This window comes from Pseudocolwellia agarivorans (assembly GCF_002000085.1).
Lineage (GTDB): Bacteria > Pseudomonadota > Gammaproteobacteria > Enterobacterales > Alteromonadaceae > Pseudocolwellia > Pseudocolwellia agarivorans.
In genome coordinates, this window is record NZ_MUZU01000002.1 from 453875 (window position 1) to 467490 (window position 13616).

General features: G+C 38.4%; 11 protein-coding genes. 9 read left to right on the forward strand and 2 right to left on the reverse strand.

Annotated elements, in window-relative coordinates:
* The first annotated feature begins 111 nt into the window (after positions 1-111).
* From B0X80_RS05015 to B0X80_RS05050, 8 genes are all read left to right on the forward strand, one after another.
* Positions 112-1464 carry a dicarboxylate/amino acid:cation symporter gene (locus tag B0X80_RS05015; RefSeq protein WP_077338696.1) on the forward strand — a complete coding sequence of 451 codons (1353 nt, stop codon included), beginning with the start codon at positions 112-114 and terminating at the stop codon, positions 1462-1464.
* 80 nt (positions 1465-1544) lie between these two features.
* On the forward strand, positions 1545-2432 hold the full coding sequence (locus B0X80_RS05020) for an LOG family protein (protein WP_077338697.1): 888 nt from the start codon (positions 1545-1547) through the stop codon (positions 2430-2432).
* A gap of 12 nt (positions 2433-2444) precedes the next feature.
* Entirely contained in the window at positions 2445-3440 is a 996-nt protein-coding gene (locus B0X80_RS05025) for a 2-hydroxyacid dehydrogenase (protein WP_077338698.1), read from the forward strand.
* Positions 3441-3735: 295 nt separating this feature from the next.
* A complete protein-coding gene (gene betI, locus B0X80_RS05030; RefSeq protein ID WP_077338699.1) occupies positions 3736-4317 on the forward strand; it encodes a transcriptional regulator BetI in 582 nt (193 codons plus the stop codon).
* 54 nt (positions 4318-4371) lie between these two features.
* On the forward strand, positions 4372-5835 hold the full coding sequence (gene betB / locus B0X80_RS05035; RefSeq protein ID WP_077338700.1) for a betaine-aldehyde dehydrogenase: 1464 nt from the start codon (positions 4372-4374) through the stop codon (positions 5833-5835).
* Positions 5836-5921: 86 nt separating this feature from the next.
* On the forward strand, positions 5922-7607 hold the full coding sequence (gene betA, locus B0X80_RS05040; protein ID WP_077338701.1) for a choline dehydrogenase: 1686 nt from the start codon (positions 5922-5924) through the stop codon (positions 7605-7607).
* Positions 7608-7797: 190 nt separating this feature from the next.
* Positions 7798-9015, forward strand: coding sequence for a BCCT family transporter (locus tag B0X80_RS05045; RefSeq protein ID WP_077338702.1), 1218 nt, complete (start codon positions 7798-7800; stop codon positions 9013-9015).
* Between the two features lie 18 nt (positions 9016-9033).
* Positions 9034-9738 (forward strand): TorF family putative porin, encoded by a 705-nt coding sequence (locus B0X80_RS05050; protein WP_077338703.1) that lies wholly within the window; start codon positions 9034-9036, stop codon positions 9736-9738.
* 110 nt (positions 9739-9848) lie between these two features.
* On the opposite strand, the gene B0X80_RS05055 is transcribed toward B0X80_RS05050, so the two are convergent.
* Positions 9849-10886 carry a hypothetical protein gene (locus B0X80_RS05055; RefSeq protein ID WP_077338704.1) on the reverse strand — a complete coding sequence of 346 codons (1038 nt, stop codon included), beginning with the start codon at positions 10884-10886 and terminating at the stop codon, positions 9849-9851.
* Between the two features lie 273 nt (positions 10887-11159).
* On the opposite strand from B0X80_RS05055, the gene B0X80_RS05060 reads away from it, so the two are divergent.
* Positions 11160-12482 carry an aspartate aminotransferase family protein gene (locus B0X80_RS05060; protein ID WP_077338705.1) on the forward strand — a complete coding sequence of 441 codons (1323 nt, stop codon included), beginning with the start codon at positions 11160-11162 and terminating at the stop codon, positions 12480-12482.
* 108 nt (positions 12483-12590) lie between these two features.
* On the opposite strand, the gene B0X80_RS05065 is transcribed toward B0X80_RS05060, so the two are convergent.
* On the reverse strand, positions 12591-13460 hold the full coding sequence (locus tag B0X80_RS05065; protein ID WP_077338706.1) for an MYG1 family protein: 870 nt from the start codon (positions 13458-13460) through the stop codon (positions 12591-12593).
* Positions 13461-13616 lie beyond the last annotated feature (156 nt).

Genomic DNA, 13616 nt, shown 5'->3' on the forward strand with positions numbered 1-13616 from the left:
ACGGTGCTTTATTTTATAAGGCACCGTTTTATTGCCTAACCTTAAAACATTTTTCCCATTAATTTGTTCAAATTAGCAATTGTTTTTCATTAACTAAACACGGACTTTACAATGAATACTAAGTTTTCGAACCCACTAAAAAATCTTTCAAATCAGTTTGAAAATATGGTTAGAGGACGCCTTTGGTTAAAAGTATTATTTGCACTCGCCCTTGGTGTAATTGCAGGTATTCTCTTAGGGCCAGATCTCGGTTTACTTTCAGCTGACACAGTAAAAAATATTACCTCATGGCTTGCCCTGCCTGGCCAAGTGTTTTTAGCTATCATTCAAATGATTGTTGTACCGCTTGTACTTGCTTCAATCGTGCTCGGCTTAGCAGCAAACAATAATCCCGACGCAATGAAGAAAAATGGCGTAATCGCAATTCTTTTCATTATGTTTTCAACCGCATTAGCTGCCATCATAGGTATTGCCTTAGCATTAAATATTCAACCGGGTAATTTTGTTGATGCCTCAGCGTTAATGGAAGCAGGAACTGACCAAGTTGCAAATGTAGCAGCCAAAGGCTTCCCGTCTATGGCAGACTTACCGAGTAAAGTTTCAGGCCTTATTCCTAAAAATCCGTTAGCTTCTATGGCCTCAGGCGAAATGTTACAAGTTATACTCTTTTCAGCTGTACTCGGTGCGGCTTTATTATCTATTCCTGCAAAACAATCTAAACCCTTATTTGATCTACTTAGCGCACTTCAAGAAGTGAGTTTACGTATTGTGTCTTGGGCGATGTTATTAGCGCCTTTAGCTGTTTTTGGTTTAATTACTCGCTTAGTTGCCAACCTTGGCGTAGAAGTTCTCGGCGGTATAGCCGTTTACGTATTAACGGTAGTAATAGGCTTATTACTGGTTGCCTGCTTTTACTTTATTGTGGCTAAAATAACCACTAAACAAAAATTCAGCCTATTTTTCGTTAACGTTAGAGAATTATTATTGCTTGCATTTTCAACCAGTAGTTCAGCCGCTGTTATGCCAATATCTCTAAAAGTTGCTGAAGAAAAGCTAAACATTAAACCCGAAATATCACGATTTTTAGTACCACTGGGCGCCACCATCAATATGACAGGTACAGCCATGTATCAAGGCGTTGCAACAGTATTTCTTGCACAAGTGTTTAATGTCGATCTTAGCTTGTCGAGCTACTTATTTATTATCACCATGTCGGTTGCCGCATCAATCGGTTCACCAGCTACTCCCGGCGCTGGCATTATTATTTTAAGTATGGTGTTAGAAGGTGTTGGTATTCCAGCAGCCGGTATCGCGATTATTTTGGGTGTAGACCGCATACTCGACATGTGCCGAACCTCTATCAACGTACTTGGCGATATTGTTGCTTGTACCACGGTGCAATATTTTTCTAAAGAAGATGTTATAGAAAATAAAAACATACCAAATTCAGAGCAACCGCTCTAATAATCTAATACACTGATTATAATTAGAGAGTTAAAAAGATAGCCTCTTCCTTATAGTTAATAGCGAGATAACGTTTGAGTATGAACAATAAAGAAAACAACAATAGCGCAACACCAACACTACAGTTAGAAACACAAAGACAAGCCATTATGGATAGCGAATCTTATCGTTTAGCCTACACTGATAACGACTTTATTTTACGCGACGATTTAAAAGCAGTGCGTTTACAGCTTGAAATGCTAAAAGCCGATTTAATTCTAAAAGAAAACCAAATTGAATCAACCGTAGTGATTTTTGGTGGAGCACGAATACTTGAAGAACACAAAGCAAAGGCAGCTTTTGAAGAAGCCAGTAAAGCATTATCTGAAGATCCTGAATCAGCGATTAAACAGCAAAAAAGTAAACTTGCCGAAAACGCAGTAAAACACAGTTATTATTACAATGAAGCGCGAATATTAGGTAAAAAAATTACAGAACTCTCTTTGCAACATCAAGGTAAACAATTCGTTGTTGTTACTGGCGGAGGTCCAGGTGCCATGGAAGCTGCAAATCGCGGAGCTGCTGATATAGGCGGAACAAGTATCGGGTTAAATATAGTATTGCCATTTGAGCAAAAACCTAATCCTTACATTACTCCTGAGCTGTGTTTTCAATTTGACCATTTTGCTATACGCAAAATTCACTTTCTTAAACGAGCAAAAGGTTTAGTTGCCTTCCCTGGTGGTTTTGGAACCCTTGACGAATTATTTGAAGCGCTAACCTTAATACAAACTAAAAAAATAAAACCAATCCCTATTGTACTCGTAGGAAAAGACTACTGGAGCAAGTTGATAAATTTTGAATTTTTAGTTGAGCAAGGCGCTATAGCTGAAGCCGATCTTAAAATATTTCATATTGTCGATAACGCAATAGAAGCTTATGAATATTTAGAACAGCACTGGCCCCAAAATAACAACAGTAAATTATAGGATTAAAATAGCATGAAAATATGTATGTATAGCAGCAAACCTTACGATGAAAAATTTTTCGGTTTGAATAACCCTAAAAATTTAGAAATATCATACTTTTCATCGCACCTAAACGAAAAAACAGCAAGCATGGCGCAAGGCTTTGATGTGGTTTGCTGCTTTGTAAACGACAATCTTAATGCTGAGGTTTTGGAACAATTAAAAAACCAAGGCGTTCAATTAATAGCTCTACGTTGTGCAGGCTTTAATAACGTAGACCTAAAAGCGGCTAAAGCACTTAACCTTCCAGTGTGTAGAGTTCCTGAATATTCCCCATACGCAGTCGCAGAACATGCTTGTGCTTTAGTACTTGATTTAAATCGTAATATACACCGAGCCCATAACAGAATACGCGAAAACGACTACTCCCTTGATGGCCTTTTAGGTTTCGACCTACATGGAAAAACCGTAGGCGTAATAGGAGCAGGAAAAATCGGGCGTGCCTTTGTAAAAATAATGAAAGGTTTCGGCTGTAATGTACTGGTGTACGACCCGTTTCTTAAAGAGCAAGATGTTAACGACGACTTCACTCAAGCCAGCTTACAAACCCTATTAACGCAATCCGACATTATATCGTTGCATTGCCCGTTAACGACCGATACCCACCATTTGATCAATACTCATGCAATTGAATCAATGAAGCCCAATGTTATGCTCATTAATACCAGTCGGGGTGGATTAGTTGATACCGTTGCTATAATTAAAGCACTTAAATTGAAACAAATCGGTTATTTAGGTATTGATGTTTATGAAGAAGAAAGTGACATTTTCTTTGAAGATTTATCAGATACCTTTATTCAAGACGACGTCTTCGCTCGCTTACAAACATTTCCTAACGTTATTATCACAGGGCACCAAGCTTTTTTTACAAAAGAAGCTTTAAATAAAATTGCAGATACAACACTTACTAATGTACAAAATTACTTTGCAGGAAACCTTGAAAGTGCGAATACCGTAACTGTCGATTAACTAAATAAAACCTCGTTAACGGTATTCATTAAATGCCGTTAACGATTATTAACAATCCCATAAAAATCCCTCTTTAAAAATATCATTAGTACTCTAACCTTTAATCATAAATAACAAACATATTCAGTAGCTAACAGTAGTAACTCAGCGTACTCCTCAGTAATAAAAACCCACAAAAACCTTAATAAATAAGGTTAACCGTTAATTCCCTCTTTAAAAACCCGAATTGATTATTACAACTAAAACCATTAGAATAGATATTAATTGAACGTTCAATTAAAAAAGAAAGAAGCATATGCCCAAAGTTGGAATGAAGCCTGTACGTAAACAACAACTCATCGACGCTACATTAGAATCAATAGGTGAATACGGCTTACAAAGTACGACTATAGTCACCATAAGCCGTATTGCAGGCTTGTCCTCTGGCATTATTAGTCATTACTTTGGTGGTAAACAAGGCTTGATAGAAGCTACGATTATGCACCTTTTAGAACAACTAAAATTAGCTTTACTTGAACGTATATCGTCGCAGCAACTTAGCGCAACAGAACGACTTAAAATAATTATTGAAGCTAACTTTACGCCGTTTCAACGTTCTACTCCGGCAATAAAAACATGGCTTAGCTTTTGGACAGAGTCGATGCACGACTCTAAGTTGAAAAGACTACAGCATATCAATAGTAAGCGTTTATACAGCAATCTGCTTTTTTCATTTCGTCAGTTATTAGATGAAAATGCTGCCAAAAAGGCAGCGAAACAAACAGCAGCGATGATAGATGGTTTTTGGTTACGTTGTGCTTTAAGCCCAAAACCAGATGAAGAATTTAAGCAAGCTGAGCAGTTATGTAAAAGCTTTATAGACGCTCAACTTAACTGAGTAAAATACCCTCATTCAAATAAACAAATAAACTAACGAAAACGGAGATGTTACTTGTCATTAATACGTTACAAAAATTATGTCGATGGTACTTATATTGAAAATACTCATGGTGAAACCTTTGATGTAATTAACCCTGCAACGGGAAAAGTTATCTATCAAGTTGAAATTGCCGATGAACAAGTGAAAGAAAAAGCGATAGCAAGTGCTAAGCGCGGTTTTGCTACTTGGTCTGCTATGAGCGCTATGGAACGTAGCCGTATTTTATTAAAAGCCGTAGCCTTATTGCGTGAACGTAATGACGAGTTAGCCAAAATTGAAGTACTTGATACAGGTAAACCATGGCAAGAAGCCTCAGTAGTTGATGTATTAACGGGTGCTGACTCTATTGAATTTTTTGCTGGATTAGCGCCGGGTATTGAAGGCAATCAACAAGCGGTTGATGGCGATTTTTATTACACTCGTCGCGAACCTTTGGGTATTTGTGCTGGTATTGGCGCTTGGAACTACCCTCTTCAAATCGCCTGTTGGAAAGCAGCTCCTGCGCTAGCTTGCGGTAACGTAATGATTTTTAAACCGTCAGAAGAAACGCCACTTGGCGCATTAAAACTGGCTGAAATATTTACTGAAGCAGGTGTACCAAACGGCGTATTTAATGTTGTTCAAGGTGCTGGTGAAGTCGGTGCATGGTTAACTCATCATCCTGAAATAGCTAAAGTTTCTTTTACTGGCGAGGTAGGTACAGGCAAAAAAGTGATGACGGCTTCAGCTAATACACTTAAAGATGTCACTATGGAACTTGGCGGTAAATCACCCTTAATTATTTTTGATGATGCCGACATCGACAATGCAGTTTCTGCCGCTATGTTAGGTAACTTTTATACCCAAGGTGAAGTATGTACAAACGGTACTCGCGTATTTGTACAAAAGTCTTTATACCCTGTTTTTATTGAAAAATTGATTGAACGCACCAGCAAAAACATTGTGATTGGTGATCCTATGGATCCTAACACCAACTTTGGCGCACTTATTTCTGAAAAGCATCAAAAGCTTGTACAAAGCTATATAGACATTGGCATTAAAGAAGGCGCTACATTACTGCACGGCGGTAAAGCACTTCAACCAGAAAGCGCGCCTAATGGTTACTTTACTGCACCTACCATTTTTGGTGATTGTACTGACGACATGACCATTTGCCGCGAAGAAATTTTCGGCCCAGTAATGAGTGTACTCACTTTTGAAAATGAAGAAGAAGTGATCAACCGAGCTAACAACACAGAATTTGGTTTAGCCGCAGGTGTATTTACCCAAGATATTACGCGCGCTCATCGTGTTGTACATCAAATGGAAGCGGGAATTTGTTGGATCAACAGCTATGGCGCATCGCCAGCACAAATGCCTGTAGGCGGTTACAAGCAATCAGGTATTGGTAGAGAAAACGGCCTTTCTACACTGAACTATTTTACCCAAATTAAAGCGGTATATGTAGGAATGCAAAAACTTGATAGCCCCTTTTAGCCAGCTACATAGTAAATACAGCTAAAGGTACAAAGATTAGAAAAGTTTTAATCTCCACTTCTTTACATTATTAAAACGGGTTTTAAATGAATAGCGAAAATTTTGATTACATTATTGTAGGTGCTGGCTCTGCGGGTTGCGTATTAGCAAACCGTTTAAGTGAAGACGGCACCAACACTGTATTGCTTATTGAAACAGGCGGTAGCGATAAAAGTATTTTTATTCAAATGCCAACAGCCTTATCTATTCCAATGAACACAAAAAAATATGCATGGCAATTTGAAACGCAGCCTGAGCCATTTTTAGATAATCGTCGTATGCACTGCCCTCGCGGTAAAGTATTAGGCGGTTCTTCTTCAATCAACGGTATGGTTTATGTGCGTGGACACGCAAAAGATTTTGATGAATGGCAACAGCATGGTGCACAAGAGTGGGATTATGCACACTGCTTACCTTATTTTAAAAAATCTGAAGATTGGGCTTTCAGAGCAAACGAATACCGTGGAAAAGCAGGCCCACTTGGCGTAAACAACGGTAATCAAATGAAAAACCCTCTTTACAAAGCCTTTATTAATGCTGGTGTTGAAGCGGGTTATTTTGAAACCAAAGACTACAACGCTGAACAGCAAGAAGGCTTTGGTCCAATGCACATGACCGTTAAAAACGGTGTGCGTAGCTCAACAGCTAACGCATATTTACGCCCTGCTATGTCGCGCAGCAACTTAACCGTTGTTACTCATGCATTAGTACATAAAGTACTACTCGAAGGCAAAAAAGCCGTTGGCGTTAGATACGAACGCAAAGGTAAAGTAGTTGACGTAAAAGCCAATAAAGAAGTTGTTTTATCTGCAGGCCCAATTGGTTCTCCACATTTATTACAACTTTCAGGCATAGGCCCTAAAGCGGCACTTGAAGCGGCAAATATTGAAGTAAAACACGATCTACCCGGTGTTGGCCAAAACCTGCAAGATCACCTCGAGTTTTATTTTCAATTTAAATGTAAACGCCCTATTACCCTTAATGGCAAACTAGATTGGTTCAGTAAATTAAAAATAGGTGTGCGTTGGATTTTAACTAAAAAAGGTTTAGGTGCCACTAACCATTTTGAATCTTGTGGTTTTATTCGCTCTAAAGCGAGTGTGGAATGGCCCGACTTACAATATCACTTCTTGCCCGCAGCAATGCGCTACGACGGTAAAGAAGCCTTTGCGGGTCATGGTTTTCAAGTTCATATTGGCCATAACAAACCTAAAAGTCGTGGGCATATAAAAGCCGTTTCAGCCGATCCTACAGCGCACCCAGAAATTTTATTTAACTACCTTGAACACGAAGCAGATCGAGAAGGCTTCCGTGCTTGTGTACGCCTAACACGCGAAATTATTAATCAACAAGCCCTTGATGAATATCGAGGGGAAGAAATTCAACCGGGTACACATATTCAAACCGATGAAGAAATAGACACCTTTGTACGTCAATTTGTTGAAAGTGCTTACCACCCTTCTTGTTCGTGCAAAATGGGGACAGACAACATGGCCGTAGTTGACCCACAAACACGAGTTCATGGAATTGAAGGGCTACGCGTAGTTGACTCGTCTATCTTCCCAACCATTCCTAACGGTAACTTAAATGCACCTACCATTATGGTTGCTGAGCGCGCTGCCGACATTATTCGTGGTAAAGAATTACTTGCGCCCTCAACAGCAGCGGTAACGATAGAACCTAATTGGCAAGAACAACAACGTTCAGCTGTTGCCAAACGAACAACCAACTAAGTTTTACAATATTTAAGCATGAATCGCGAGTGTTCATTCAGACATTAATTATCGACGGCATAGCGCTTTATGATGACGTCGACAATTAAAATTTGAAGCCTAATAAGGCGGTACTGAACACTCTAACTATAAAAAGAAAACAGGAGTAAATTATCTTTAAATTTATTAAAACAACAACAAGGAGCTCATCATGACACCTTGGCTATCTGCAGGCATATTATTCACCTTTGCTGCTATTATCTTTGTATTATACCGATGGGGAAATGTTCGCTGTGTTGGCGTAACCCCAGTAAGAACCTTTACCTTTATTGCTATTTTATTTACTTCAGGACTTGATGTGGGACTTATTATGTTCCCGCTCACCGAATTTGCTGGCTATGCCGATTTAGCTACCAGTCCTGAATACGGGTTCACCAATCCGCTAGCGGTAGAGTTTGGTTTTTGGGCTTTTCTTATATGGGCTTTTTACTTTTTAACCTGTTTTTACTTTTGCGTACTTGAACCCCGTGTACGCTTTTTTGAACTCCCTTTGGTTAAAATTATTAATAACATTGTCATCATAGGTACTTGTGCCTTTACCGCCAATTTATTACTGATCAACCTACCTTGGTACATGCCAGAACTTGGCGATGGCGAATCTATTATTGGTAGCTTTTACGCTATTGTTTTCTTGGTCATAGCCTTTGCTGTTTATTCAAGTACCAACATACGCTACGTGCGTATTTTAAGCTTAGCCACTACTTGGCTTTTTCTTGGCTTAATTGCATTAATGTGGGGTGGCGCTTTTCTTGGTGAAAACTCAAGCATCGGCGAATTTGCTAACACCTTTGCCATGCTAGGTGGCTACTTTGGTAACATTCACGAATTTGTTTTACCTATGAACGACTACCACGAGTTTTACCTTTATTGGTGGTTTGCATGGAGTATTATGATCGGCCAATTTACGGCTCGTTTTGTGGGTGGTTTACGTACCTACCAAGTACTTGTGGCTATGATGGTATTTCCGTCTATCCCAATTGCTATATGGTTTACCGTATTGTACTACTACAACTTAAACGGCATAGAAACAGCCGGTTTCTATAACATTGCCATGGTTGTTGTGGGTATTACCTTTGTGATCAACTCACTCGATTCATTAGTGCGTTTATATACCGACAATTTGAATATTGGCGTTGCTCGTATAGGTAAAGTGAAATACTTAATAGGCAACCTCGTTGCACTTAGCTTGCTCACGTTATTATTTAAATTAGATTTCTTACAAATTCAATGGGTTGGAGCTGTAGTTATCGGATTATTCTTTACTTGTTTTGGCTATATTTTATTTACCAAATTCAAAGAAGTAGCAGCAATAGAAAGCTCGCCGAAAGAAAACAAAATCGATTTCACCAAAATAGAACACGTGACTTAATAAATGAGAATTAAATTAATGAAAAAAAGTATTATCACACTAGCAACAAGTTGTTTACTAGCAGTATCTGCCAATGCCTTAGCTGACGTTTCTTCAACTGTTAACCTAACGTCTGACTACACTTTTAATGGTGTAAGTAACAGCGACAATGGCCCAGCATTACAAGCCAGTTTAGATTACTCAAACGACAGTGGTTTTTACACAGGAACATGGGCAACAAACGTAGACTTTGGTAGAGGAGATAACACTCAATTAGAATGGGATATTTACGCCGGTCAATACTTTCAGTTAAACGAAAAAGTAGGACTTGATGCAGGTATTGCTTACTACACTTACCACGGTTATTCAGGAGCAGACGAACTAAACTACCCTGAAGCTTATGCCAAATTTGGTTATAACTCATCTGTGGGCGACACCGAGCTAAACTTCTGGTACAGCTGGGACTATTTTGGTCTTGATGTAGGTCACTACATTGCCATGGTTGCTCATACCTTTGAAATTGCACCAGGACATAACGTTAGAGCCAGTTTCGATCGTTCAACTTCACGTGATGAAAACAAATGGGCATGGAATGGTAAAGAAGCTTACAACCACGTTCGTCTTGAATACATGAGCAGCTACAAAGGTTTTGATTTTAACCTCGCGCTTGAAGACACCAATATGAATATAGATACCGCAGACACACGTGTTGTGTTTTCTGTATCTCGTACCTTTGGTTTATAAAAATCTGAATCTAGTCTTATCATGAAATGATTCATCTTTAAATAGCATGAACAGTAAAAGAGCTTCTATATACTATGTAAAAGCTCTTTTTTAATGCCTGAAATATAACCTTATTTAGAAAAACAATTTGATACTTCTTCGTCAAAATATTCTCTAGCCCATTCAAAACCCGATAGAAAATCACAAAACCATAAAAACTGTTCAACGGAATATAAAAGCTCATGAATAACTATGCTTTGAGGTAACTCTCCTGTATGCGATGTAATATTTCTCTTCTCAATTTGTTTACATATCAATATACAGTGATTGGTTTTCTTAAATGCCAGTATCTCATCCTTATACTCATCAAATAGTTCTGGTAAATAATTTGAAATTATTTTCGGAATTGGCGGACTTGGAATTGATTTTATTAACCATTCACTACTTGGTGAACGAGAACTAATTAGATCTTTCAATCTAACTTCTACAGAAGCTATCCCCATAATTAAAGATGCCCTGACACTCACACTTGATATCTCTTTAGCTTCTCTTAACAGTTCATGCCCTGTAGGCTCTCCATCTTCAGCTACTGAAAGCTCTAGAGTATCTTCAGAAAAAGCAAGATTAATTGGGATAGCGATATCCTTAAGATAACATTTACGAACTTCTAAATTTTTTATAAGTCTCCAAGCTGTATTTTTATTCTTAGAGCAATACGAGTTTATACGTGAACAAGGATTAATATTTGTATCAATATTAAATCTCCACCTTAATGTAGATACAAATGACTTAAGTCTACTGGAATTTTTATCTATTTGATCTAACAAAAAAATTTCTAATTTTTTTGGGTACATTGAAAGAGGTTGTTCTGGTCCATCGTTAATTGATAAGTCAGCGATAGAGATTGCTCTGGCTTTATAATTTGGCTTAAGTTGTTTCCCATCGCAATAAGCTTCCATTAGTGAAATTAGTGCCTCTGGGACATTAAGCTCTGTAATATATGTCAGACGAAAGCTTCCTCGACTATCGTGAACATCATTGTTTTCTAAATCAAATAGTTCAAAGAAAACACTACCAAAAGAAAACTTTACTGATAGTTTATCCATAGTTTGATCTAAAGTACCACTAAGCTTTATATCTTTAACCTCCACCTGTGTTTTCAAATACATCGTACAATCGTCCTAAAAAATTAAAATGGTACACAATTACAATAACCTGAAATATCTACTTAATATAGTTAACTTATCAATAAAAAAATATTTCCAAAGAAGTAACACCATTAAGATCAAAGTCATTTATCAGAGCCAAAATAACTAACTTCCCAACTTTATACTTAGAAAAAGTGTATCAAACACTTCCTGCTGTCTTACTATCCCTGTATTATCTGCGCCATAAATTTCGACAACCTTTGTTGACACCCATCCTTTAGATTGGACCCTGTTATGACCAAAACACACAAACCCAATAGTGCCGCTATGCTCAAAAGAGCACACCAAAATATGCCTTTAGGCGTTGCCGATAGTTACAGATATTGGGGCGAAGATAACACCGTATTTTTAAGTAGCATGAAAGGCTGCACGATTACCGATTGCGACGAGCAAACTTTTGTTGATTTTCGGTTAGCTTACGGGCCTATTATATTAGGTTACCGCGATGAACGTGTGGATAACGAAGTAATAAATGCCATTACTAACATTGGCACTATTTCTGGTTTTTCTACGGGTCTTGATTCTGACGTTGTTGAATTGGTTAAGTCGCTCTGCCCTAACATTGACCAAATGCGCTTTGCTAACTCAGGTACTGAAGCGGTAATTGGCGCAGTACGTACAGCGCGTGGTTTTACTCAACGTAATAAAATTGTTGTAGTTGAAGGTGGATTTCATGGTTTGCACGATGAAGTGATGTGGAAATCAGACGTTGATAACTGGGAAGTAAGCGATAACAAATCGCCCGAAATCATTCCTTTTGGTGCAGGCATTCCACAAAGTACACGCGAACATCAAGTTAGCGTACCACTAAACGACTTTGATGCGATTGATGCGGTATTTGCAGAACATGGTAACGATATTGCAGCTATTTTAATAGAGCCAATTATGGGTAACTGTGGTTCTATTGCATCAACACAAGAATACATGCAAAAGCTACGTGATATTTGCGACAGTAATGGCTCGTTATTAATTATGGACGAAGTTAAAACGGGCTTTCGTGTAGCTAAAGGTGGCGTACAAGCTTTATATAACATACATGCCGATATAACCACTTATGCAAAAGCTATGGGTAATGGTTATCCTGTTGCTGCTTTTGGTGGCCGCGCTGATGTAATGAGTGCAATTTCGTTTGATAAAAATGGCGTAACACATGGCGGTACTTATACTGCAAATATGGTGGCGTTAAGTGCAGCAAAAGCAACGTTAACCTTACTAAAAGAAACCGATGCGCTAGCAACTATCGACCATGTTGGCGAAAAAATTCAAGCCTTGCTTTCTCGTGTATTTACTAAGTTTGGTGTTGAGCATTGCTTCGCAGGACCTAATGCTATGTTTGGTGTGCATTTTGGCGCTAACGTACCGCAAAACTATCGTGATTGGAAAAAAACCAACAGCGATTTATATACGCAATTTGCCATGAATTTAATCGACAATGGCGTAATGCTAGAACCCGATTCGCGCGAACCTTGGTTTATTTGTGAAGCGCATCAAACGATAGATTTTGAATGGTTAGAACAAGTGGCTGAAAAATCGATGGCTGCGGCAATTAACGGATAAGAAGTTAGAAAATCAACGCGTAAAACTAATCAGCTGTATTTAGCACAATTTTTATCATTCAAATTGATTAAATACAGCTTTATTCTTACATTCGATACTTACTGTTTATTATGCGCTAAGTGCGATAGAAGCCATTTTCATGGTACTTTCAAAAGATTCAGCACCCGCAATAAATAAACCGTTATGACAGAACATAGCATCGTTAAGTCCCGTTACTTCTTTCAGCTCATCACCCGATAAACCAGCCCAAGGTGCAGGTAGCGATTTTCTATCTTCAAATGATCCTGGTTCAACCGGTACCGTTTGAATGCGCCACTGACCCGATTGAGACGGATAAACCATATATAACGCTTCTGTAGATAGCGCATGTACAGTTCTTTTCCATGGGGTGTATTTGTCTAACACGATCACTCGTGGATCTTTTGCATTTTCAATCGCTTTCGCCACAATATCTTTTGCGCTAATTCCACCACTAGCTGACGCTATAAATCGCGTTAAAATACGCGCAGCAAACTCAACGGCTTCATCAAAGCAAGTATCAAAATGACTGTCTTCTTGCCATGTAGGGTTAAACATTGAAATGGTTTGGCTAAGACTAATACCTTGCGCAACACCTTCAGTATAACCACAATCAATAGCATCAATCGTTGACACTAAACCCGCATCAACCGCATCAGCGACTTCTTGATTATTTTGGCATATTTCTAAACCGTATTTTTGCCAAATCAAACCAAATGATGAATAAGGAATACCATTTTCACGCGCGCCAGCACCACCACGTTGATGATGATCAAAACGCCCTGCGTCTGCGTTATATTCGCCACCTACATCAATCACAATATCAGCTTTGCCGATAACGTCTAAATCACGCGTACGTATCAATTTAAAAGAAGGAATAATGCACTTAAGTGCAGCGACACTAAATACATCGTCTGCATGAAAATTACCATCGTGAGTTGCTATTGTTTTATCAGTCATTTGTATTCTTAATTTAAATAGTGATTTTGAGAAAGGGATAAGAAGATATCGCGAGTTAAACGTTACGTTTAAAAATAAGTAACCTGTAATACTTGTCAGTAAAATTACATGGCGAATTCTATACGAAGACGTCTAATAACAACAGTTAGTTTTTAA